A 22,820-nucleotide genomic window follows, 5' to 3' on the forward strand; every position below is an offset into this window, starting at 1 on the left:
GATGTCACGGCGATGAACACGATCCTGGACCCGTCCGTGCTGCGCCGGCGCCGAACCACCGAGGCGAGCGCGCTGCTGTCACGCGGGCTCGGGATGGTGGCGACCACCCTGTTCCTGTTCGGCCTGGTCGGCGCGCCGCCCGAGGCCGAGGACGCCCTGCCCGTACGGCTCTCCTGCTGGACCGGCCTGGTGCTGATGACGCTCGCGCTCGGCTTCTCGACGGTGAACCTGCGCCGCCCCGGCGGCCCGCGCTACAACCTGTTCGGCCGCCTCCAGGTCATCTTCGACACCCTCGCGATCAGCGGCATCGTGGTCGGCATCCAGGCCTACAGCGGCCGTACGGTGTGGCCCATGCTCGCCGTGCCGGTGCTGGTCTCGGCCATGCGCGGCCGGGTGCCGGGCGCCCTGATCGCGTGGGCCGCCACCAGCGGCATCCTGATCGTCGCGGCCGTCGTCTTCGGCGGCGAGGCGATGCCACCCGACGACCTCGTGCTGGCCCTGCTGGTCAACCTGTTCGTGGCCGGGCTGTGCGGCACCCAGTCGGCCGCCTACAGCCGCCAGGTCAACGAGCTCACCACCATCCGCGGCCAACTCCACCACCAGGCGACCCACGACGGCCTGACCGGCCTGCCCAACCGCAAACACCTGCGCACCCACGCCGACGACCTGACCGGCCGCCCGATGGCCCTGCTGCTGCTCGACCTGAACGGCTTCAAAGCAGTCAACGACACCCTGGGCCACGCGGCCGGCGACGAACTCCTGCGCGTGACCGCCTCCAGGCTGCGCGCCCACCTGCGCCCCGCCGACCTGGCCGGGCGCATCGGCGGCGACGAGTTCCTGGTGCTGCTGGCCGACGCGACACCCGCCGAGGCCGACGCACTGGCCGCCCGCCTGCGCACCGAGATCAGCCGCCCAGCCGACATCGACGGCCGGGCGGTCACCGTGGGCGTCTCGGTCGGCGTCGCCACCCGCGCCCCGAGCGAGACCAGCGGCTTCGACGCCCTGAGCCTGCTGGCCGACGCCGCCATGTACCGCGAGAAAACCACCTCGCGCCTCTGATCCTCCCCGGGTCGCCTGAACGCGGACGGGGAGCGTATCAACGCTCGCCGGTCTGCGCCCCTTGATCGAATCCCCGCCCGGTGACCCGGGCGGGGATTCGTCGTCTCCGCGCTATTCGCTCCGGGCGCTCACCATTTCTCCACATCGGAGGCCTAGCGTTCGGGCTCATGCGGGTCACGATGATTCTTCCGGCGTTGACCGAGGCGACCAGTCCCCTGTTCCGGCCGATCAAGTATTCGCTGTTTCCACCGTTGGGGCTGGCTACCCTGGCCGCTTATCTTCGCGACGACGACGAGGTCCGGATCCTCGACGAGCATGTGGAGAACATCGACTCGTACGTGGCGGACGACCGGCCCGACATCGTGGTGATCCAGGCCTACATCACCTCGGCCCGGCGCGCGTACGAACTGGCCGACAGCTACCGTTCCCGCGGCGCATTCGTCGCACTCGGCGGCCTGCACGTGACCTCTCTGCCCGACGAGGCGGCCACCCACGCGGACGCGATCTTCCTCGGCCCCGGCGAGGACACCTGGCCTAGATTCCTCGACGACTTCCGCCGTGGCTCGCCGGCCGCGCGCTATGTCTCGACCGAGCGGACGCTGGCCGGCCTGCCACCGGTGCGCCGCGACCTGATCCGGCGCGAACGATACCTCGTACCGAATTCGATCGTGGTTTCCCGCGGTTGCCCGCACCACTGCGATTTCTGCTACAAGGACGCGTTCTTCGAGGGCGGCAAGAGCTTCTATACACAACTCGTCGACGACGCTTTGACCGAGATCGATCGGTTGCCCGGCCGTCATCTCTACTTCCTCGACGATCACCTGCTGGGTAATCGCCGTTTCGCGGAGGCGCTGTTCGCCGGCATGGCCGGGATGAACCGCGTCTGGCAGGCGGCCAGCACGGTCGACGCGCTCCTGGCCCCCGGCCTGCTCGAACAGGCGGTCACGGCCGGCATGCGCAGCGTCTTCGTCGGCTTCGAGACCATCAACGCGGCGAACCTGCCCGGCCAGCGCAAACGGCAGAACATCAACCGCAGCTACGACGAGGTGGCCGCGCGCGTACACGCGGCCGGCGCGATGATCAACGCCAGCTTCGTGTTCGGCATGGACGACGACACGCCCGACGTCTTCGACCGTACGGTGGATTGGGCCGTCGGGGTGGGTCTCGAAACCGTGACCTTCCACATCATGACGCCCTATCCCGGAACGGCTCTGTTCCGCCGCATGGAAGCCGCCGGCCGCATCAGCCATCGCGACTGGCACCGCTACGACACGCGCCAGGTGGTGTTCCGCCCCGTCGGCATGACCCCGGCCGAGCTCGAGGACGGCTACTGGCGCGCGTACCGCGACTTCTACCGCTGGCCCGCGATCTGGCGCGGCGCGGCCGGCAAACCCCTCCCCGACCGCCTGCGCCATCTCGCGTACGCGGGCGGCTGGAAGAAGTTCGAACCGCTGTGGGACGCGCTGATCCGCTCCCGCCAGGTGCTGCGCGCCCTGCCCCTGCTGGAGACGACGCTGGGACTGGCCCGCTCAGGCCGCTGACCACAGTGAGCGGAGCTCGCCGCCGCTGACCCGGCAGAAGGCGCACGTCACCGCCTCGGCGGGCGTGGCCGTGTACCCCGCCGACGGCGTACGCCCCGACGAGGTCTTCCAGGCCGCCGGCGACGCGCTCGGCGCGGCCAAGAAGGCGGGCCGGGACACGTACTACATCGGCAAGGACGCCCACCCGACGAGAGGGGGCCCGGCCCGGCGCTCTACTCGCTGAACCCGGTCACGGAGAACGCCCGGTCGACCCGGCCTGCGGCCAGGTCGTCGTGGCGGATGACGAAACTGCCGGAGTAGAACTCATCGTCCGCGGAGAAACGGGCGAGCGACATCCACTCCCCCGCCAGCCGGTGCTTCTCCCTCTGCACGTGGGAGTACCAGTTCGCCACCGGGACGACGATCTCGCCGGCCTGCTCGCGCCCGGCGAGGGTCTGCTCCGCGATGCTCGTGATCACCTCGTCGTCGACGTAGCCGCCGAGGTAGGCGCTGGCCAGCCCGTTCTCGAGCGGCCAGAGGTCGTACGCCAACGCCCGCAGCTCTTCGAGATGGGGAAAGCCCTCGGGCAGCTCGGCGTCGTCGTCCTCGTCCTCGTCGTCGTCCCGCGGCTCCATCCAGTCGGGCAGCTCGGCGACGAGGGTGGCGCTGAGGTCGTACCCGCCGTCGGGGGGCTGCGCGGTCGCGGTGCCGTACACGACTCGTCCGTACCCCTCGGTCAGGTGATCCTTCTCGTGGTCGAGGAAGAACAGCAGCGTGCCGTGCGGGGGAAGCTTCGAGCCGTCGACCTCGGGCAGCGCCGCACAATCGACAGAGAAGACGTACGGGAGCCGGCCGCCCTGTTCGGACGGCCAGTCCACGCCGACCGGCAGCGGGGGCGACCCGCCGAACCGCCCGACCGGGACCCCACCGGAGCCGCCGCTCAAGCGGACCGACAACCGAAGGTGCTCGGCGAACCTGCTGACCTCGTCGTCCGGGATGCCCGACGCGAGAGCCGCCTGACGAAACCGCCCCTGCTGATCCATGGCTGAGCATGATGCCACGCGGGTGCGACAGTTCACCCGAACCGAAGCCGGAACACCAGAGCAGCCACGCCCCAGGCCAGCGGCGTGTGTTCCGCGGGGGCGGCCTCAACCCGCCGCACCTTCCCGCTCGACAGGTCGAGAACCGCGAGTTCGTCGCTGTCGTCGGACGAATAGGCCACGTGGCTGCCGTCGGGCGAGAGCAGCAACCCGTTCCCCGGCACCTGATACCCGTCGAACTCGAACGGCAGCAACGTGTGCCGGCCCCCGGCCACCAGATCGACGGTCCCTTCACCGGTCACCGGATTGCGCAGGCCCAGCGTCGATCCACCGACGACCACACCCGTACGCCCCGGAGGCGCCTGCTCCACCGTCGGCGTCCACCACCAGGGCCCGTCGAGCCGGTCGGGCAAGCCGGTGGTCAACGTCGTGGCCGGTTCGGGCAGGGCCGCGCTCGCCGCCGAATACGCGACGGGCGGCACGGCGACCAGCGCGACCGCGGCCACTGTCAACCAGGCACGCTTCACGACTCTGGTCCTCCCGACTCTCGTCGATCAGGGAACCTAGTCGTTCGCCGGAAAAGATGTCGTACCCCTCCTGCATCATCTGGCGCACACGGAACGGGGTGGGCTTCATGACCGAGGTGGTCGCGGCCGTCGACACGACGACCGAACAGCAGATCGACGCGGCCCGGGTGGTGGCCGAGCAGATCATCCGCGGCGAGGGCGGCCTGGGGCTGACCGCGCACGACGGTGAGGTGCGCCGTCGCGCCATGCTGCTCGTCCATGAACGTGTGGCAGGAGAGGACGCCTCCTACTTCGGCTACATCGGTCAGTCCCTGGTGGTCGCCGACGGCCTCGATACACCGTGGACTCGCGACGACCTGGTGTGGGCGCTGCGGCACCTGCTCTGCGAGATCCCGCTGACCACCGTCTCCGACGCGCCGTTCTGGGTGCCTGCCCTGATCGCGTCCGCGCTCGACCCGGCCGAGCTACAGGGTCTCGGAGGCCAACTGTTGGCCGCGTTCGACGGGCTCTACAACGGTCACTACGTCGCGGGGGAGGGAACGCGCCGGCTGGCGAGGCTCTTCGGCAACAGCCTGCGCCACTTCCACCAGGGGGTGCCCGCCGACCTGGCGGCGGCCGCCAACGAAGCCCGCGGGCAGGCCCCGGGCTTGTGGGTGCTGCTCGCCGACGCCGAGGTCCAGGCGGTGTTCCGGTTCGCCTCCGACCTGACCAAACCCGCCCCGACGAAGGCCTGGCTCCGCGAGGCCGACGAGCGGCTGGCTGCCACCCCAGCGGCGAGCGAGGCCGTCGCGCTGCTGCTCGGCGGCTACCGCGGCGGAACCGGCCTGGTCCGCGACCACATCGACGCCCTGCTGCGCGGGCTGATCTGGTTGCAGTCGCGCGTCCCCGGCGACGAGTCCACCGAGTTGCTCGGCGGTGTGGCGCTCGCGGTGGCCGCCCCGGCCTGGCGGGGCGGCGCGCAACTCGTCGCGCCCAAGGCTGCGGTCGCCGTCGTAGACATCCTGGCCCAGCGCTCGGGCGACGTTCCCGTCCAGGTCCTCGCCCGGCTCAGCCAGACCGTCCGCAGCCGGTTGCTTCTGCCCCGGGTCGGCAAGGCCCTTGACCGGCTCGGCCGCGAACGCGGTTGGTCGCCCGGCGAGGCCCTCGAACTGACGGTCGACGACCACGGACTCGACCGAGACGGCCGGCGCGCCTGGCCCATGGGTTCGGCCAACGAAGCCGTCGTGGCGATCGACAACGGCCGGGCGCGGCTGCGGGCGTACGAGAACGGGGTCGTTCGGCGGGCCGTGCCGCCCGCCTGGAAAGAGGCCCTGGCTCCGGCCCGCCGTCTGGTCGCCGAGGCCAATCAGTCGCTCGGCGTCGAACGACTCCGGATCGAAGGGCTGTTCTCGCAGGAGCGGACGTGGGACTGGGGCACGTGGAAACGGCACTACCTCGACCACCCGATCACCGGAGCCATCGCCCGTCGCCTCATCTGGCAGATCTCCCCCAACGGCGGGATCTGGACGTCCGGGCTACCCGCGCGCTCCGGTGACGGCTGGACCCTGTCCGATCTCGACGCCGCACCGAGAGACGGATGGCGGGTGCGGCTGTGGCATCCGGCGCTCGTCGGCCCGGCCGAGGTCGCCCGGTGGCGCGGCCGGATCGTCGAGGCCGAGCTGCGGCAGCCTCTCAAGCAGGCCTTCCGCGAGGTCTACCGGCTGACCCCGGCCGAGGAGCAGACAGGCACCTATTCGAACCGGTTCGCCGCGCACATCCTGCACTACCGGCAGGCGAACGCGCTGATGCGCGAGCGCGGCTGGGCCGCCAACTACCTGGGCGGCTGGAGCGACGGCTACCACGGCGAGGCGAAGAAGGAGTTCGGCGGCGGCGACTGGCAGGCCGTCTTCTTCCACGACTGGATCGAGTCGAGCACCTGGGACCTGCCCTACTGCACAACCGACCAGGTGCGCTTCGCCCGCCGCGACGGCCGCGCCTGGACGACCACCCCGCTGGCCGAGGTGCCGCCACTGGTGCTCAGCGAGGCCATGCGCGATGTCGACCTGTTCGTCGGCGTCACCTCGATCGCCGCCGACGACGACTGGCGCGACCGCGGCGAGGACCGCTTCGCCGACTACCGCCACCGCACCGCCTTCGCCACGCTGACCCCCGCCGGCGAGATGCGCCGCGAGACCCTGGCCCGCCTGCTCCCCCGCCTGGCCGTGGGCCCGCGGTGTGAGCTGCAAGACCGCTTCCTGCAGGTCCGGGGCAATCTGGGTATCTACCGAATCCACCTGGGCTCGGCCAACATCCTGATGGCCCCCGACGACGCCTACCTGTGCATCGTTGCCGACCGCGCCAAGACCAAGAAGCTGACCCTGCCCTTCAACGACGACCCGGTCCTGTCCGCGATCCTCTCCAAAGCCATCATGCTGGCCGCCGACGACAAGATCACCGACCCTTCGATCACCACTCAGCTCGGGGCCGCCGACGACGTGGAACAGATCTCCAGGTAAGGCCGCACGACGGCGTGCGTCGAACGCGTCACGACAGATAAGCAGGTATATGTTTCGATCATCATCCGGTTTACGATCACGGCGACGGCTGGAGCGGGCCCCGCCGGATCACTCACTGATTGTCGCCGTGCGGACGCCTCCGCGACGCCTGCCGTCAAGCCTGCACTCTCATGATCACCCAGCGCACACCGGCTGGTGTTCGCAGAGGGAGGAACACTGTGCGTCCATTTACCCGAACGATCGCCGTCACCATGGCGGCCGCCACCATAGCCGCGGTCGCGGCCTGCTCGCCGCCCGAGAAGGAGAGCGAGTCGACCGGTTCCGGCGCCGCCAGCGCGACCAGCGCCGCCGACCTGGGCGGGCTCGACAAGCTGGTCGAGGCGGCCAAGGCCGAGGGCCAGCTCAACGTCATCGCGCTGCCGCCGAACTGGGCGAACTACGGCGAGATCATCAAGGCGTTCGGCGACAAGTACGGCATCAAGGTCAACTCGGCGCAGCCGGACGGGTCGAGCCAGGACGAGATCAACGCCGCGAACCAGCTCAAGGGCCAGGCCGGCGCGCCGGACGTGTTCGACCTGGGCGCGTCGGTGGCCACGGCCAACGTCGCCATGTTCGCGCCGTACAAGACCGAGAAGTTCGCCGAGGTGCCCGAGAACCTCAAGGACGCGAACGGCGCCTGGGTGAACGACTACGGCGGCTACATGTCGGTCGGCTACGACAGCGCCAAGGTCCCCGCCCCGGCGACCCTGGCCGACCTGCTCAAGCCGGAGTACAAGGGCAAGGTCGCGCTCAACGGCGACCCGACGCAGGCCGGTTCCGCGTTCGGCGGCGTGCAGATGGCGTCGCTGGCCAACGGCGGCACCGTCGAGGACATCACCAAGGGCGTCGAGTTCTTCGGTCAGCTCAAGAAGGCCGGAAACCTGCTGCCGGTCGACCCGTCCGACACGACCATCCAGTCCGGTCAGACCCCGGTCGTCTTCGACTGGGACTACCTGAACGCGGCGCAGGTCGCCAAGGTCAAGACCTGGAAGACCTTCGTGCCCAACGGCGCGGTCCTCGGCTCGTACTACGTGCAGGCCATCAGCAAGGACGCCCCGCACCCGGCCGCCGCGCGCCTGTGGCAGGAGTTCCTCTACTCCGACGAGGGCCAGAACCTGTGGCTCAAGGGTGGCGCCCGCCCGGTGCGGGCCGAGGCGATGCAGAAGGCCGGCACGATCGACAAGACCGCGTTCGACGCGCTGCCGAAGATCGAGGGCACGCCGGTCATCCCGACCGAGGCGCAGAACGTGAAGGCCAAGGAGATCCTCGCGGCGAACTGGGCCAAGGCCATTGGCTGAGATCGCGACGGACGTCCCGCAGCGTGTGGCCGTACGGTCGCGGCTGCGGGGCGTCACCGCCCTGCTGGGAACGGTTCCGTTCTTCGCGTACGTGACGATCTTCCTGATCATCCCGACGCTGGTCGTGGTGCTCGGCGCGTTCGCCGGGGACGAGGGCGGCGTCACTCTCGGCAACGTCAAGGCGCTCGGGAACTCGTACATCCTCGACGCGTTCGGCCGCAGCATCGGGCTCTCGGCCATCAGCGCGCTCATCGGTGCGGTTCTCGGTGCCCTTCTGGCGTACGCCCTGACGACCGCGAAACCCGACGGGCTGCTGCGCCGCACGGTGACCGCGGCGGCCGGCGTACTCGCCCAGTTCGGCGGCGTGACCCTGGCCTTCGCGTTCCTGGCGACGATCGGCCTGTCCGGTTTCGTCACCGTGTGGCTGCAGGAACACCTCGACTTCAACCTGTACGCCAACGGGGTGTGGCTGTTCGAACTGCCCGGCCTCACGCTCGTCTACACGTACTTCCAGATCCCGCTCATGGTCATCGTCTTCCTGCCCGCGCTCGACGGCATCCGTCCCCAGTGGCGCGAGGCGACCGAGAGCCTGGGCGGCACGACCTGGCAATACTGGACGCGCGTGGCCGGCCCGCTGCTCGCCCCCGCGTTCCTCGGCTCGACCCTGCTGCTCTTCGCCAACAGCTTTTCCGCGTACGCCACCGCGGCCGCCCTCGTGAGTCAGGGCAGCCCGCTCGTGCCGTTGCAGATCCGTGGGGCACTGACCAGCGAGGTCCTGCTCGGCCAGCAGAACGTGGGCAAGGCGATGGCGCTGGGCATGGTCGTCGTCGTGGCCGTGGTCATGGCGCTCTACACCCTGCTGCAGAAAAGGACGTCCAAGTGGCTGGGGTGATCGCTCGCCGAGCCCGTAAACAGCGCGTGTTCCGCTGGACCGTGCTGATCGTGCTCGGCGTCTTCTTCCTGCTCCCCCTGGCCGCGATGGTCGAGTTCTCCACCCGCGACCCCGAGACGTGGCCCGCCCTGGTCAACTGGCCGTCGCTGAGCGAGAAGTACCCGGCGCTGGCCGAGGGCATCACCGCGTCGCTGCTGCAGGCCGGGTTCACGGCCCTGCTGATGCTCGTGCTGCTCGTGCCGACGGCCGTGTGGGTGCGGCTGCGGCTGCCCCGGCTGCGGCGGCTGGTCGAGTTCCTGTGCCTGCTGCCGCTCACGATCCCCGCGATCGTGCTGGTCGTGGGCCTCGCACCGGTCTACGCCTGGGTCACGTACTTCTTCGGTGGCTCGTCCCTGACCCTGGTGTTCGCCTATACCGTCCTGGTTTTCCCGTACGCCTACCGCGCGATCGACGCGGGCCTGTCGGCGATCGACGTGAAGACCCTCGCCGAAGCCGCCCGCAGTCTGGGCGCCGGTTGGGCGACGGTGATGTGGCGAGTCGTGCTGCCGAACATCCGCTCGGCGGTGCTGTCCGCGGCGTTCCTGACCGTGGCGCTGGTGCTCGGCGAGTTCACGATCGCGTCGCTGCTCAACCGCACGAACCTGCAGGTCGCCATCAACTTCCTGGGCAAGAGCAGCGCGACCATGTCGGTGGCGGTGTCGCTGACCGCCCTGCTGCTCGCCTTCGTACTGCTGCTTCTGCTGTCTCTGCTGGGCGGACGTCGTCGCAATTCCGTCCCGGTCGCCCCAGGTGCCCCCGTCGTTCCTCCCGCTCCCAAGGAGTCCGCCGCATGACCGGCGTCGCCGTACAACTCAAAGGGCTGCGCCGTACGTTCGGCGCCGTGCACGCCCTGGACAATCTGGACCTGTCGATCGAACCGGGCGAGTTCATCGCGCTGCTCGGGCCGTCCGGCTGCGGCAAGACGACGGCGCTGCGCGTGCTCGCCGGCCTCGAGGACGCGGACAGCGGCCAGGTCCTCGTCGGCGGCAAGGACGTCACGGCACTCCCGGCGAACCGTCGCGACATGGGCATGGTCTTCCAGGCGTACAGCCTCTTCCCGCACCTGACGGCCCTGGCCAACGTGTCCTTCGGCCTGTCGCTGCGGGGCCGGGGCAAATCGTTGGCGCGGGCCAAGGACATGCTCGAACTCGTCGGCATCGGCGCGTTCGCCGACCGCTACCCGCATCAGCTCTCGGGCGGGCAGCAGCAGCGGGTGGCGCTGGCCCGGGCCCTGGCCATCGAGCCGAGCGTGCTGCTGCTGGACGAGCCGCTGTCGGCGCTCGACGCGAAGGTGCGCGTGCAGCTCCGCGACGAGATCCGCCGCATCCAGACCGAGGTCGGCACGACGACGCTGTTCGTCACGCACGACCAGGAGGAGGCCCTCGCGGTCGCCGACCGGGTCGGTGTCATGCGGGCCGGCAAGCTCGAACAACTCGCCGCGCCGGCCGACATATACCTCACGCCCGCGACGCCGTTCGTGGCCGAGTTCGTCGGACTCTCGAACCGGCTGCCCGGCACGGTCGTCGGCAACAAGGTCGAGGTGCTGGGGACGCGGCTGCCGCTGCTGTCGCCCGCGTCCTCGGTGTCGGTGACCGCGCTCGTACGCCCCGAGTCGGTTTCGGTGTCGCCCGACGAGTCGGGCGAGGGTCGCGTGCTGACCACCAGCTTCCTCGGCCCGATCAGCAAGATCACGGTCACGGTCGGGGACCTGCTGGTCGTCGCACAGGTGGCCACCGACCGCCTGGCGACGTTGGCACCCGGCACTCCCGTACGCGTGACGCTCGCCCCGAATCCCGTCGCGCTGGCCTGATCTCCGCGTTTCCTGATTTACGCGTTTGCCTGCGACTCGCCCGGGACGCTTCGTACGGTCTGAGCCGTGCGTCGAATCCTGCCCGTCCTGATCGTCCTGCTGCTCCTGCCGTTCGCGGCCCCCACCCGGGCCGCGGCGGCCGGAACGGTATGGCACGTGATCCGCCCACAGGAGTCCCTGGCCTACATCGCCGGGATGTACGACCTGGACCCCCACGACCTGGCGTCCTGGAACCAGATCCCGTACGAGGCCCCGATCCAGCCCGACGGCGTGCTGCGGCTGAACCCGCCGCCCGCTCCCCTGCCGGTGTTCAGCTCGCGGATCGAGACCGTCAGCCCCGGCATGGTCAACTGGAACCCCGCCAAGGGCTGCCCGATCATCCCGGCCAACCTGCGCCGCGTGTGGGTCACCTACATCGACTTCACCGGCGCCGCCCGGGACGGCAGCGTCATCGTCCGCCACGACGTGGCCCCGAGGGTGCAGCGGGCCTTCGAAACCCTCTACCGCTGGCGCTTCCGCATCATGGCCATGGCCCCCATGCGCCTGAACATGCCCGGCGAGACCGACATGAGCATCGTGACGGCCGGCTACAACTGCCGAGCGGTGGCCGGCACGAAGGTCTGGTCAGAACACGCCGCAGGCACCGCCGTCGACATCAACCCATTGCAGAACCCGATGAAGCGTGGCACGTTCCTCTCCCCCGCAGCGGGCGGCCTCTACCTCGACCGCAACCGCCGCCTGATCGGCATGATCCACCCCGAGGGCGCAGCCCGTGCTTTCCTGTGGAACGGCTTCCACTGGGGCGGCACCTGGACCTCCTTGAAGGACTACATGCACTTCAGCCTCACCAACCGCTGACGCCCTAGATAGTCAGTGTTCCGCGCCCTGCCGAACCCTGAACTCGCGCAGCGGCCAGGTCGATCGTTTGGCTTACCCTGAGTCCACGACAGATACCTGGTGTGTGATCGGGAGGCTGAATGTCACCAGAACCGGACCCGCAAGCACGGGAAACCAGCCGACTGTGGTTGCTAGCGTTGGGCCTGCGCAGAGGCTGGGACCTTCGTCGCACTGGAGTTCAGCGCCGCGCCACCTACTATGGCGCGATTGCCGGGCTCCTGCTCAGCGTTCTCGGGCTGCTAGCTGGAACCGCCAGCCTGAGTTGGGGCTACAGCCTGGGCGTCGCCGGCGTGCTGTTGTCGGTCGCTCTCATGGTTCCGGAGTGGATCCGGTTGCATCGCTCGACCATCGCCCTGGTTCCCGCCGCCGTTCCGAAGGTCAGGACGGCGCCTGCCGGAGGCGCACTGGTGCGACTGCCGGGCAGCGTCGCGGAAAGCGGGAAAGGGCTGGCGGTCGTCTGGGACGACATCGACGAGGCCTTACCGACGTCAACCGCAATATGCCGCTGGCGGTCACAGCAGACGAAGTTGCCCCATCGGATCAGCCGGTTGGCCCACGAGATCATTGTCAGCAGCCCGAGGAGGGAGGGCCTGTTCAACGGAGCACTGGTGCGCCAGGATGATGATCTGACCGCCGAGACGCTGACCGCAGGCGGCACCCTGAATCTCAGCCGCACCGACTACTTCAGTCTGTTCTGCTCGAACTACCTGACGGGTCGGCGCGTGCTCGACCGGCGCACCGGCAGCGAACTGGTCGACGGGGCGAAGCTCTTTCTTCGCGACGGCGAGCTGATCCCACTCGCCGTCAGTTCCCAAGCCAACGCCATAGGCGTCTCGACGCTGGCCTTCAGCGCGGACGGCAGACTGGTGCTGGCTCTGCAGGGACCCGGGTCAGCATCGGAAGCCGGCCTATACGCTCCGGCCGGATCGGGGTCGGCGGATCTGCGGGACATTCGACGATTCTCTAACGGTGAACGCGCTCTCGTGGATTTCCTCGCCGGTGCCATGCAACGCGAACTGGTCGAGGAATCGAACATTCGCTATCGCGACATCGCCTGGACCGAGATACTCGGCTATTTCCGCTGGGTCAAGGAGGGCGCGAAGCCCGAGTACGTCGGGGTGACACTTCTGAAGCTGACCTCCGACGAACTCGCCGGCCGTGACGTCCGTTTCGTGGAGACTCCGTTCCTTCAGAGCCTTGAATTCGATGGGGAGCTTGACCTGATTGAACTCCGCAAGAATCCCGAGAGTCTCTCAGCGCTGGAGGATCGTTTCCGAGGGCACGTCTCCATGCCGCTCTTCATGAGCATCAGAGCCCTGGGTAGGGCCATGGGACGGGACGACGAGATGGCTCGCCGTCTCGCCGATATCGCGCCGCGTTAGCGGCGGGCGTTGCGCAGCCCGCGACGCGGCTAGGAGGCGGCACATCCCTCCCCCGAGCCGCCGATGACGAAGCCGGCCGAAAGGCCCCCGACGACGTGGGCAGGAGTCCGTTCAACGCACCCGGCGGTGAGTGCAGCAAAGTTCCAGTATGCGGGCAAGTCGGCGTCGCAGAGGGCGCACGTGAAGTCGGCGTCGCGGACCACGTTGCGTTCGCCGCACGACTCGCAGCGGCGGAAGACCAACTTCTCGGTGAAGTCGCCGGGGTGGCGGATTCCCAGACGGTCCAATGCCTCGGCCACGGCGGGCCAGCAGTCGGGGTCGGGGCAGTAGCCGGTCGACTGATTGGTCACTGTGGTCACTCGCCAACCGGTTTCGTCGCGAGCGAACACTATCTCGCCGGCTGCGGCTACGTTCTCGTCTCCGGCCAGAGCCACGTGTTCGCTATGGCGTGGCGCCAGCCTGAGACGGCCGTCCGGGGTGACCACGAACGTACGAGGCTGGTCGTCGGAGATATGCGCCGGCGAGTCGACGGTTGTCGAGCCCGGCGCGGGCGGAGTGTGGCGCAGTTCGGCCGGGCCGACGTACGGGTATGACCGTCTCACCGGCGCACGCTAACCGACGGTGGCCGGTCACGCCAGGAGGGAGGCGGTGAGGATCGCCGCGGTTCGGTGCTGCCATTGCTCAGGGGTCCAGCCGCAGATGTCGGCGAACTGCAGGTAGGTCTCCACGTTGCCGATCGTGAAGGCGATGTCTCGGGCCTGGTCGACGTCCAGCGAGGGCTTGAGGCCGCCGCGGGCGGCGAGCAGCTGCGCGAGCATTCCGTACGCCGTTCGGGTCTGCTGCTGGTTCGTGTCCCACTGGGCGGCCAGCTCGGGGTCGGTGCCGATGGCGCCTCGCATGACGCGCATGACCGGGGACACCCGCTGCAGGATCTCGCGCCCGTTCGCCTGCCACAGGTCGATGATGCGCCGCGGGTCGGGTTCGGCCTGGATCTCGCGCACCCACGGCCGTTCGAGCAGCGGCACCGGCTCGTCGTCCCCCACAGCGGCTACGTCGAGGACGTGTTTCAGCAGCGTGCGCTTGTTTCCGAAGTGGAAGTAGACGGTCTGCACGGCGACCCCGGCCGCGGCCGCCACCTGATCGAGCAGTGTCGCTCCGTAGCCGTGCGCGACGAAGCTGTCGGCCGCGGCCGCGATGATGCGCCGGCGGGTGGCGCGGGCTTTTTCGGCACGAGTTCCCGCCGTTTTCCGCTTGACAGACTCCGCCATTCGCTAGAGCCTACTCTAGTCAGTTACTAGAGGCGACTCTAGCGAAAGGGTCAGCAAGATGCCCGACCTATCCGGTTTTCATCACGTCAAGCTGCCCGTCGCCGACCTGGAACGCAGCCGCGGCTGGTACACGTCCGTGCTCGGCCTGGGCGTGGACATCGAGTTCACCGAGGACGGCGTCGTCAAAGGCCTCGCCCTCAGCGACCCGGGCCACACTCTGGCACTGGCGCTGCGCCACGATCCCGAACGGGCGGCGGCCGTGGCCGGCTTCGACTTCCTCGCCCTGGCCGTGCCCACCCGCGACGACGTCGAGGTGTGGCGCCTGCGGCTCGACGAGCTGGGGCAACCGCACGGTGGCGTGGTGACCGGACACCGGGGCGGCTCGGTCCTGGTCGGCCTGCACGACCCCGACGGCATCGAGATCAGGTTGTACGCAGACTAAGGAGGCACCACCATGAACGACACCATGCTCCTCATCCACGGCGGCGGACTCGCCGACTGGTTCGCCCCGATGGCCGACGACCCGGTACTGAAGGACTACCGGGTGATCCGCTCGGTGCGAGCCGGCTACACCGACACGCCCGTGCCGCCCGGTCTCACCGTCAACGACCACGCACAACACGCCGCCGAGCTGATCAAGGCCGCCCCCGCACACGTGGTCGCACACTCGTCCGGCAGCGCGGTCGCCCTTCAGCTCGCCCTCGACCACCCCGACCTGATCCGTACGCTCGTCCTGGTCGAACCCCCGCTGGTCGACGCCCTCGCCGACCCGGCCGACCACGACCTGCTCCAGTCCATGTTCGGCCCGGTCATCGGCGAAGCCATGGTCGCAGTCGCCCGCGGCGACGTCCCCGCGGCCTTCGACACGTTCATGACCCTGGTCTGCGGCCCCGACCACCGCCGCGTCATGCTCGACGCGCTCGGCCCCGACGTCGTCGAGGCCGCGGCCCGCCGCGCCTACTTCTTCACCGACGAGCTCCCCGCGATCGGCGCCTGGAATCCGCCGGACCTGACCCGGATCGAGACACCCGTCCTGCTGATCCAGGGCAGCGACAGCCCGCCCCCGCTCCACCGCCTGATCACTCACCTGTCGGGTCTGATCCCCGGCTCGACGATCGTCACCATCCCCGGCGCCAACCACCTGATGCCGTTGACCAGGCCCACCGATCTGGCCCGGGAAATCGACCAGTTCTGCGGATCGTTCGTATCGCCCAGCCGCTGATGACGACGCCGGCGTGACGGCTCTACCACTCGCGCCATTCGTCGGTGAGTGCCGAGCGGTCCAGGTCGCGGCGGCCGGTGAGGGCCTCGACGTCGACGCCGGCCTCGGTCAGGGCGTCGTCCAGATGTTCGGCCAGTTCCTCGCGGGTCATCGTGTCGATCTCGCCCTGGTCGGCCGCGTTGATGGCGGTCACGACGCGTTCGACGGCTGACCATGCGGCCGCGTCGTCGGTGGGGTCGAGGCGGGCGAGGTCTTGCTCGTAGCGTTGCAGGGCGGCGTCGACCTGGGCGATGAAGTCGGCCGGCCACGCCCTCGCCGCGTAGGCCTGGTCGGGCGGCAGCGTCCCCGCGGCCACGGCCGCCTCCTGCGCGGCCACCTCGCGAGCCCACCCCAGCGTCAGTCGCTCGATCATGGGCAAACATTAGCCGATCACCCGGTGTGAATGATTTCACGGCGGCCGATCACTCAATTCCAAGTCAATTCCAAACGACCATCGAAAAGCACGGCCCTGAACTGGGAACGTCACCCCCGGAAATCGCTCCGCGACAGTCCTCCCGGCCATTACCGAATAGCGCCTCCGTTTGATCGTCAAGGGTCGCCGGGCTAGTTTTCCGCCCATGTCGATTCGCCAGCAAGCGAACCTCGTCGAGGCCTACGGCACGATCGCCGCCGGCACGCACCACGGCACCGTCGCGAGAGTGTTCGCCGCCAACCGCGCCTATCTGCTCGGCTGGCACGACGGCCCCGCCGAGGGCGACCTCTATCGCAGCGGGGTGCCGCACCCTCCCCTCAACGGCGTTGTCCGCGTGCAAGGTCAACCCCTTTCCCAGGCGTACGCCGCAGCGCGCGAGCGCCTGGCCGGGCTGCCCCGCGTGTGGTGGGTCGGCCCCGACAGCGACCCGGGAACCGCCGACGGGCTGCTCGAGCTGGGCGCGCTCCCCCTATTCGACCGGATGCCGGTGATGGTCGCAAAGACGTCAACCGTCGCCGACGCGGACGGGCCCGACGAGAGCATCAACATCGAGGAAGCCACCGACGTCGCCGAGTTCGTCTCCGCGTACGCCCGGGTCTCGGGCATCCCGGAGGCGGGCGTGCCGACGGCCGTCGAGCGGGAGAAGTCGTTCGACGTGCTGCGTCTGGTGGGCCGCCTCGCGGACGGCCGGGTCGCCGGCACCGCGGAGGCGTTCTACTGCGACGGCCTGGTACTCCTGTATTTCATCGGCACCCAGCCCGAGCATCGCCGCCGCGGTATCGGCACCGCGATGACCCGGGCCGTACTGCGGCAGGCCGCCGCCCGCGGAGTGGAGACTGCGGCTTTGACGTCGAGCGCGATGGGCGAGCCGGTCTACCGCCGCCTGGGTTTCCGCGAGATCGCGGACTACCGGGTGTTCGCGTTCTGACCGGCCGGGCCGAGCACCTCGGCACCAGCGCTCAAACTCGCCCGCGCCCCGGCGCCGCGAAAGGGTGGGGATGACGTGACGACGGCGCTGAACCGACACCAGCAGAAGACGGTACAGCTGAGCACGACGCCGCCGAACAATCGGGAAGGGTTGCGCGGCCCCGCCCACACTGTGGGATCGCGAGACCATTTCGCGTTCTGCCCGTAATCGCCGGGCAACGAAGCCGAAAGGTCGAGGCTTACCTCCCTTTCGCCGCCCGGCGTGCCCGATCACGCCCTTCCTCGCCGCCTGAGCGGTTGTGCATTTGACGCATCAGCGAAGCATGTAAATTCGTCGGCACGATGATCGTTTTAGCGTGATCAGAAGCCTTTTAGCGACGGCACGACCCGGTCCGGAGGTACGACCCGAATTGCGGGAAAGGCATTTGGACGCAACCCCATCGAAACGGGCGGCCGAAACCTCGCTCGATCATGCATTTGCGCAGCTCAGTGACGTGTTATGTGAATGTCTCAATTTGTGAAGAACGATTCGTACGTCCGACCCCACCCGTCACTCGGATGATGTGACCCCACGTGGCCGGCCGGTAACGTTCGTGCCCTCATGAACAAGCGGTCAACGGTGGCCGCTGTACCCATTCCGAGAACTGACGACGGTCCCGTACGGGCCCGGCTCGCCATTTGTCGTCCGCAAGTCATGCCGGTTCGAGTGACGTTTTCGAGCCGCCTTATTGCCGCTTCCGGTGAATGGGAACTGCGAAATGCGAACACCATGTTGACTTACTGGAACACTGATCGGGTCGATGCACGGCTGAGCCCGGTCAAGACGTCGACTACCCATTGGGAAACGCGGTACCGGGCGAGGCTCGCCCTGATCGACGGTTCGGCCGGCGCGCTCGGCGCCGCGATCGCCTACCTCGTACGTCCGGGCGCCGACCGTGCCGTCTGGGACGCCGATTCGTACGCCGCCGTGGCTCTTCTCGCCCCGCTCGTGTGGACGGTCGTCCTCGCCGTCGTGCAGTCGCGAGCACCGCGACCGCTGGGCGACGGCCGCACCGACGTACGGGATCTGCTTGTGGCCGCCGTCGTGGTGCTCGCCGGCATCGCGTGGCTGACGTGGGCCACCACCGTGCAGGTGCCGCGTGACTTCATCCTGCTCATGCTCGGCGTGGCCGTCGGCGCTGCTCTCGCCGGACGCACGGTGCTGCGGCTCGACCTGCGGCGCAGCCGGCGGCGCGGGCAGCGTCAGCATCTCGTGCTCGCCGTCGGCCGCGCCCCGGCCGTCGAGGCACTGATGATGCAGCTGCGGCGCGACAAGCACCACAGCGCCCGCCTGGTCGGCTGCTGCGTCCCGGCGGCGGGCGACGGAACTGCGGCCGCGGGCGACGGAACTGCGACGGCGGGCGACGACGTCTCACCGGCGCTCGACGGCATCCCGGTGATCAGAGGCTTCACCGACGTGGTGACCGCCGTACGCCGGGTCGGCGCCGACACCGTGGCCGTGCTTCCGTGCCCCGAGCTCAACCCGATCGACCTGCGCCGGCTCGCCTGGGGCATCGAGAACCAGTCCGCCCGGTTCGTGATGATCCCCGGGCTGGTCGACGTGGCCGGCCCGCGCCTGGCCGTCGGGCCGGTGGGCGACCTGCCGGTGCTGCACGTGCGGCACCCCAAGTTGTCCGGCTTCGGCTGGCTGATCAAGGGCGTGCTCGACCGCTTGGCCGCACTGCTGGCTCTGATGCTGCTGGCCCCGGTGCTGATCACCGTCGCGGTGCTCGTGCGGCTGCGGTCGCCCGGGCCCGCGCTGTTCCGCCAGACCCGCATCGGCATGCACGGCCGCGAGTTCACCCTGCTGAAGTTCCGCACCATGCACGTGGGAGCCGAGCACCAGCGGGCCGCGCTGAACGTCACCAACATCAACGAGGACGGGCTGCTGTTCAAGGCGCGCGACGATCCGCGGATCACCCCGCTGGGCGCGGTGCTGCGCCGCTGGTCGCTCGACGAGCTGCCCCAGCTCCTGAACGTGCTGGCCGGCTCGATGTCGCTGGTCGGCCCTCGGCCACCGCTGCCCGAGGAGGTCGTCCGCTACGGCGCCTACGTGTCGCGGCGGCTGGCCGTCAAGCCCGGCCTGACCGGCCTCTGGCAGGTGAGCGGCCGCTCCGACCTGTCGTGGGACGAGGCGGTCCGGCTCGACCTGAAGTACGTCGACAACTGGTCGCTCGGTCTGGACGCCGCCGTCCTCTGGCGCACCCTCCCCGCCGTGCTGAACCACACCGGCGCCTACTGACCCGCCCGTCGCGACCCCCAGGAGTTATCGCGAGATGATCACCGCCCTCATCTGTGACCACCATCGTCTGTTCGCCGAGACGTTCGCGGGCGCCCTGCGCGCTGCGGGTGCCGACGTCCGAGTCGCCGCCGACCCGGGGCAGGCCCTCGAGAGCCTGTCGTCCGATCCGGCCGACCGGGTGGTGATGAGCCTGCACTTCCCCGACCAGGCCGGCCCGGCGGCGATCCGTCAGATCCGGCTCCGCTGGCCGCTGACGCATGTGTCGAGCCTCGGCGGCGCGGAACCGGCCGTCGGCGTGTCCGCCGCGCTGTGCAAGACGCGGCCGCTCGCCGAGCTCGTGGAGGCGGTCGTCCGCGGCGGGACGACGCCGCCCCGGGTGATCCGTCCCCGCCCGCCGATCCGTACGGCCCGGGTCGACGCGGCCATCCTCGCCGCCCGCTTCCTCACCGACCGCGAACGCGACGTGCTGAAGTTGCTGGTCGGCGCGCAGCCGACGTTGCAGATCGCCGACGAGCTCGGCATCAGCGTCACCACGACCCGCGGCTACGTGCAGTCGATCCTGTCCAAGCTCGGCGTGCACTCCCGGATCGAGGCGGTCTCGTACGCGGTCCGGCACTCGGTGGTGTCTTGAAACGCTGGGGCGCGCTCGGCGCGGCGGTGCTTCTCGCGGCCGTCGCGGCTTCGTGCGCGTCCGAGCCCCCGCCCAGGCGGGCACCGTCGGTGGCGGTGGCGACGGTCGCCGGTTGGTGGCACACCGAGCTCGACGACGTCCCGCTCGGCACCGCCGAGGGCGACAACGCGGTCGCCTCGGCCCTGGCCCGCCAGTGGTCGCACTTCGGCCAGGGCGAGATCGCCGCCTACGGCCGTCCCGTGATCGCGTCGACCCAGAGCGGCGGTCTGCCGCCGCTGCCCGGGGGTGAGGACCACGCCGTCCGGCTGGACCACGAGCCGGGCGACCCCGCCTCGCACCGCAAGCTCTACAAGTCGTTCAGCGCCGCGAACTGGCCCACCGGCGCCGAGCCGTTCAGTCAGCTCGACGGCTCGCCGGAAGACGTATCCGCTCGCTACATCGTCTACGAATACGTCGACGGCGCGCGGCTGAGCCTGACCGAGCGCGGCTGGATCAACCTCGCCCAGTTCAAGGAGGGCTACGCCACCGCCGACGGCAAGCACGTCAGCGATCCGTCCTGGTGGCTCGTGGTCTATCAGCGCGACGGGCAGCTGTTCCTCGACCTCGCCCATTACGAGGAGGGGCGCATCGCCGGGCCGCGGCTCGACTTCCAGCAGTACCTGAACCGGTGGCTGAAGATCGAACTGCGGGTCTACCAGGGCGACCGGGTCGAGGTCTATCTCGACGACCGCCTGTTCGACGTGGGCCGCCAGGCCGAGTACCCGGTGGGCCGCATGCGCTTTCCCGGCCGGCCCGCCGGCGCCGGGGGTCCGACGGTGACCCGGCCCGAGGGCTGGATCTTCGGCGTCGGCAACTACTCCAACCCGGAAGATCCCCGCTCCGGCAGCCTGGTGCACGTGGGCCCGGCCGCGGTGCTGCCGCTGCCATGAGGGCGACACGGTGGGCCGCGGCCGCGACGGCCGTGCTCCTGACGGCCGCCTGCGCCGAGGCCGTCCAGCCGGTCGCCCAGCCGAAACCGAGCCTGCCGTCACCGTCTCCGGTGGTGGCCAAGGCCCGTACGACGCTGGACTGGGAGACGGCCCGCCAGCAGACCGTTCCCGGCCACGCCCCGCCCGGCTGGTCCGGCGAGTACACGCCCGAGCAGGTCTACAAGGACACCGGCGAGCCGCAGGTACGCGTCGCCCGGGTGCCGGAACCGGTGCGCGCGGGCGGCGCGTCGGCCCGCTTCGAGCTGCGCCGGGGCGACCCGGCCGTCAACCACAGCACCCAGGCCGACCTGTCCACCCAGTTCGAGCCGCGCGGCGCCGAACGCTGGTACGCCTTCAGCTTCTACCTGCCGTCCGACTGGGCCCGCGACCGTACGCCGGAGATCCTCGCGCAGTTCCACCAGCACTACCAGCTCGACGGCGAACCACCGCTGGCGATCGCGATCAGCGACGGCGAGTGGGAGCTGCAGACCGCCCGGGACGGCCACAGCGACGTCACCCGCGTCGGCGCGTACCGGACCGGCGCCTGGACCGACTGGCTGGTGCACGCGCGCTGGACGCCCGACCGCACCGGCATCCTGCAGATCTGGCGCGACGGCAAGCCGGTCCCTGGCTTCGGCAACCGGCGCGGCCCCAACACCTACCGCAGCAAGTACGGCATCTACCTGAAGGTCGGTCTCTACAAATGGGCGTGGTCGTCCGGCACGAACCGCCGCGTGATGTACCTGGACGAGCTGCGGATCGCCGACACCCGCGCCGGGGTGGCGATCCCCCGCTAGAGAGCCTCCGGGCTCGAGGTCTGCCCTGGAGGCCCGGTGCAGGCATCTGGTTCGCACAGCCGTTCCCCCGAGGCCCCTCTCTGGGTCTAACGGGCGCCGGTGCGGTAGAACGCCGCGAGCCGCTGCATCGTGACCTCGGGTGAGTGCGAGCGCAGGTATTCGGCCCGGCCGGCGGCGCCGTCGCGGCGGGCCCGTTCCGGGTCGCACAGATAGGCGATGAGGGCGTCGGCCAGCCGCTCGGCGTCACCCGGGTCGACGACCGTCCCCACGCCCGCGAGCAGGTGGGGCATCGCGCCGACCGTGCTTCCCACCACCGGTCGCGCGGCGGCCATCGCCTCGAGCACGAACATCGGCATGCCCTCGGCCCGCGACGGCAGCACGGCCACCCGTGCCTCGCCCAGCCGCTTGCGGATCTCCTCGGCCGAGACCGCGCCCAGCCACCGCACCCCGGGCACGCCGTCGACGTCGATGCCGCCGGGCGGGCCGGCCACCATCAGTCGCGCGCCGGGCACCGCCGCGGTCACGGCCGGCCAGGCGCGCAGCAGCACGTCGACGCCCTTGCGCCGGGAGACCTCACCCGCGAAGAGCACGATGGGGTCCGCCGCATCGTCCGCGGGCGCCCACTCCGGGCGGACCGGCCCCGGGTTCGGCAGCAGGGTGACGGGGGTTCTCGGCGCGAGGTCCCGTACGACGGCCAGGGCCTCGTCGTTGAGCACCGCCACCGCGTCGGCCCGGCGCAGCACGCGGCTGTAGAGCATCCGCCAGGAGGGCTGTTCGCTCGTGGCGACGAACTGTGAGCCGTGCACGGTGACGACAACCGGGTAGTCCAGGGCTGATACGGCCTGGATGAGCGCGCCTTCCCGGCCGAACGAGCCGCGCTGACTCACGTGGACGTGCACGAGCACGCCTTCGCGGTGGCGGTGGGTCCGGAGCGCGGCCAGCTGGCGGGCGGCGTCCAGCGCGACGATCGCGCTGCGGCCGCGGGCTCCGGGCCGCCAGCTCGTCACCTGACGCACTGTTGTCTGCTCCGAGAGCATCGACACATACGTACGGATGACCGTCGCGATGCCGCCGACGGCGGTGGGATCGGGTCCGACCTGCACGATCGTGGGCCAGGCGTAGTTCGGCACCCGTGCATCCTGCGCGCGGCGCCGGCGGCCCGGACCCTGCACGCGACGTAGTCCTGTTGCTGGGTCACTACCCCCGGTGAGGTCCGTACCGTCCTCTCCGTCGGTCGCTGTGGCGTAGCAAGGAGT

The 22,820-nt window shown here is 69.9% G+C and carries 23 protein-coding genes; 17 read left to right on the forward strand and 6 right to left on the reverse strand.

Annotation, left to right across the window (positions count from 1 at the left end):
- Nucleotides 1–12: 12 nt before the first annotated feature.
- From EER30_RS14905 to EER30_RS14915, 3 genes are all read left to right on the forward strand, one after another.
- On the forward strand, nucleotides 13–1,059 hold the full coding sequence (locus tag EER30_RS14905; RefSeq protein WP_127501017.1) for a GGDEF domain-containing protein: 1,047 nt from the start codon (nucleotides 13–15) through the stop codon (nucleotides 1,057–1,059).
- Nucleotides 1,060–1,226: 167 nt separating this feature from the next.
- Nucleotides 1,227–2,600, forward strand: coding sequence for a B12-binding domain-containing radical SAM protein (locus tag EER30_RS14910; protein WP_127501018.1), 1,374 nt, complete (start codon nucleotides 1,227–1,229; stop codon nucleotides 2,598–2,600).
- Nucleotides 2,601–2,625: 25 nt separating this feature from the next.
- Nucleotides 2,626–2,823 carry a diguanylate cyclase domain-containing protein gene (locus EER30_RS14915; protein WP_127501019.1) on the forward strand — a complete coding sequence of 66 codons (198 nt, stop codon included), beginning with the start codon at nucleotides 2,626–2,628 and terminating at the stop codon, nucleotides 2,821–2,823.
- Here the strand turns inward: EER30_RS14915 and EER30_RS14920 are convergent.
- Nucleotides 2,813–3,622, reverse strand: coding sequence for a DUF1963 domain-containing protein (locus EER30_RS14920; protein ID WP_127501020.1), 810 nt, complete (start codon nucleotides 3,620–3,622; stop codon nucleotides 2,813–2,815). The genes EER30_RS14915 and EER30_RS14920 overlap by 11 nt on opposite strands.
- Nucleotides 3,623–3,654: 32 nt before the next feature.
- The gene (locus tag EER30_RS14925; RefSeq protein ID WP_127501021.1) at nucleotides 3,655–4,146 is read right to left on the reverse strand and encodes a hypothetical protein; all 492 of its coding nucleotides are present in this window, start codon (nucleotides 4,144–4,146) and stop codon (nucleotides 3,655–3,657) included.
- A 107-nt stretch (nucleotides 4,147–4,253) separates the two neighbouring features.
- Here EER30_RS14925 and EER30_RS14930 point away from each other — a divergent pair, with 107 nt between their 5' ends.
- From EER30_RS14930 to EER30_RS14960, 7 genes are all read left to right on the forward strand, one after another.
- On the forward strand, nucleotides 4,254–6,641 hold the full coding sequence (locus EER30_RS14930; protein WP_127501022.1) for a DUF4132 domain-containing protein: 2,388 nt from the start codon (nucleotides 4,254–4,256) through the stop codon (nucleotides 6,639–6,641).
- A 218-nt stretch (nucleotides 6,642–6,859) separates the two neighbouring features.
- Entirely contained in the window at nucleotides 6,860–7,978 is a 1,119-nt protein-coding gene (locus EER30_RS14935; protein WP_240670022.1) for an ABC transporter substrate-binding protein, read from the forward strand.
- A complete protein-coding gene (locus EER30_RS14940; RefSeq protein WP_205650238.1) occupies nucleotides 7,971–8,870 on the forward strand; it encodes an ABC transporter permease in 900 nt (299 codons plus the stop codon). The genes EER30_RS14935 and EER30_RS14940 overlap by 8 nt, the downstream gene beginning before the upstream one ends.
- Nucleotides 8,858–9,703 carry an ABC transporter permease gene (locus EER30_RS14945; protein ID WP_205650239.1) on the forward strand — a complete coding sequence of 282 codons (846 nt, stop codon included), beginning with the start codon at nucleotides 8,858–8,860 and terminating at the stop codon, nucleotides 9,701–9,703. The genes EER30_RS14940 and EER30_RS14945 overlap by 13 nt, the downstream gene beginning before the upstream one ends.
- Complete coding sequence (locus EER30_RS14950) at nucleotides 9,700–10,719, forward strand: ABC transporter ATP-binding protein (protein ID WP_127501024.1); 1,020 nt, start codon at nucleotides 9,700–9,702, stop codon at nucleotides 10,717–10,719. Before EER30_RS14945 ends, EER30_RS14950 begins: the two co-directional genes overlap by 4 nt.
- 66 nt (nucleotides 10,720–10,785) lie before the next feature.
- Nucleotides 10,786–11,577: a M15 family metallopeptidase gene (locus tag EER30_RS14955; RefSeq protein WP_127501025.1), complete on the forward strand. Its 792-nt coding sequence runs from the start codon at nucleotides 10,786–10,788 to the stop codon at nucleotides 11,575–11,577.
- 176 nt (nucleotides 11,578–11,753) lie between these two features.
- Nucleotides 11,754–12,998: a hypothetical protein gene (locus tag EER30_RS14960; protein WP_127501026.1), complete on the forward strand. Its 1,245-nt coding sequence runs from the start codon at nucleotides 11,754–11,756 to the stop codon at nucleotides 12,996–12,998.
- Between the two features lie 29 nt (nucleotides 12,999–13,027).
- Here the strand turns inward: EER30_RS14960 and EER30_RS14965 are convergent, their stop codons facing one another.
- The gene (locus EER30_RS14965) at nucleotides 13,028–13,600 is read right to left on the reverse strand and encodes a hypothetical protein (protein ID WP_205650240.1); all 573 of its coding nucleotides are present in this window, start codon (nucleotides 13,598–13,600) and stop codon (nucleotides 13,028–13,030) included.
- 27 nt (nucleotides 13,601–13,627) lie between these two features.
- Nucleotides 13,628–14,266, reverse strand: coding sequence for a TetR/AcrR family transcriptional regulator (locus EER30_RS14970; protein WP_127501027.1), 639 nt, complete (start codon nucleotides 14,264–14,266; stop codon nucleotides 13,628–13,630).
- A gap of 58 nt (nucleotides 14,267–14,324) precedes the next feature.
- Between EER30_RS14970 and EER30_RS14975 the strand changes: the two genes are divergently transcribed.
- Both EER30_RS14975 and EER30_RS14980 read left to right on the forward strand, forming a co-directional pair.
- Nucleotides 14,325–14,708, forward strand: a complete 384-nt coding sequence (locus EER30_RS14975; protein ID WP_127501028.1) for a VOC family protein — start codon at nucleotides 14,325–14,327, stop codon at nucleotides 14,706–14,708.
- Nucleotides 14,709–14,720: 12 nt separating this feature from the next.
- A complete protein-coding gene (locus EER30_RS14980; protein WP_127501029.1) occupies nucleotides 14,721–15,488 on the forward strand; it encodes an alpha/beta fold hydrolase in 768 nt (255 codons plus the stop codon).
- Between the two features lie 22 nt (nucleotides 15,489–15,510).
- On the opposite strand, the gene EER30_RS14985 is transcribed toward EER30_RS14980, so the two are convergent.
- Nucleotides 15,511–15,900 carry a hypothetical protein gene (locus EER30_RS14985; RefSeq protein ID WP_127501030.1) on the reverse strand — a complete coding sequence of 130 codons (390 nt, stop codon included), beginning with the start codon at nucleotides 15,898–15,900 and terminating at the stop codon, nucleotides 15,511–15,513.
- A gap of 205 nt (nucleotides 15,901–16,105) precedes the next feature.
- Between EER30_RS14985 and EER30_RS47930 the strand changes: the two genes are divergently transcribed.
- The 5 genes from EER30_RS47930 (at nucleotide 16,106) to EER30_RS15010 (ending at nucleotide 21,564) form a co-directional block, all read left to right on the forward strand.
- A complete protein-coding gene (locus EER30_RS47930) occupies nucleotides 16,106–16,888 on the forward strand; it encodes a GNAT family N-acetyltransferase (protein WP_205650241.1) in 783 nt (260 codons plus the stop codon).
- A gap of 768 nt (nucleotides 16,889–17,656) precedes the next feature.
- Complete coding sequence (locus tag EER30_RS14995) at nucleotides 17,657–19,168, forward strand: sugar transferase (RefSeq protein WP_164842335.1); 1,512 nt, start codon at nucleotides 17,657–17,659, stop codon at nucleotides 19,166–19,168.
- Nucleotides 19,169–19,202: 34 nt separating this feature from the next.
- Nucleotides 19,203–19,799, forward strand: a complete 597-nt coding sequence (locus tag EER30_RS15000; RefSeq protein WP_127501032.1) for a response regulator transcription factor — start codon at nucleotides 19,203–19,205, stop codon at nucleotides 19,797–19,799.
- Nucleotides 19,796–20,728: a hypothetical protein gene (locus tag EER30_RS15005; protein ID WP_127501033.1), complete on the forward strand. Its 933-nt coding sequence runs from the start codon at nucleotides 19,796–19,798 to the stop codon at nucleotides 20,726–20,728. The genes EER30_RS15000 and EER30_RS15005 overlap by 4 nt, the downstream gene beginning before the upstream one ends.
- Complete coding sequence (locus EER30_RS15010) at nucleotides 20,725–21,564, forward strand: polysaccharide lyase family 20 protein (RefSeq protein ID WP_127501034.1); 840 nt, start codon at nucleotides 20,725–20,727, stop codon at nucleotides 21,562–21,564. The genes EER30_RS15005 and EER30_RS15010 overlap by 4 nt, the downstream gene beginning before the upstream one ends.
- An 86-nt stretch (nucleotides 21,565–21,650) precedes the next feature.
- Here the strand turns inward: EER30_RS15010 and EER30_RS15015 are convergent, their stop codons facing one another.
- Nucleotides 21,651–22,694: a glycosyltransferase family 4 protein gene (locus EER30_RS15015; protein WP_127501035.1), complete on the reverse strand. Its 1,044-nt coding sequence runs from the start codon at nucleotides 22,692–22,694 to the stop codon at nucleotides 21,651–21,653.
- Nucleotides 22,695–22,820: the final 126 nt, after the last annotated feature.

This window comes from Actinoplanes solisilvae (assembly GCF_003999975.1).
GTDB classification, from domain to species: domain Bacteria; phylum Actinomycetota; class Actinomycetes; order Mycobacteriales; family Micromonosporaceae; genus Actinoplanes; species Actinoplanes solisilvae.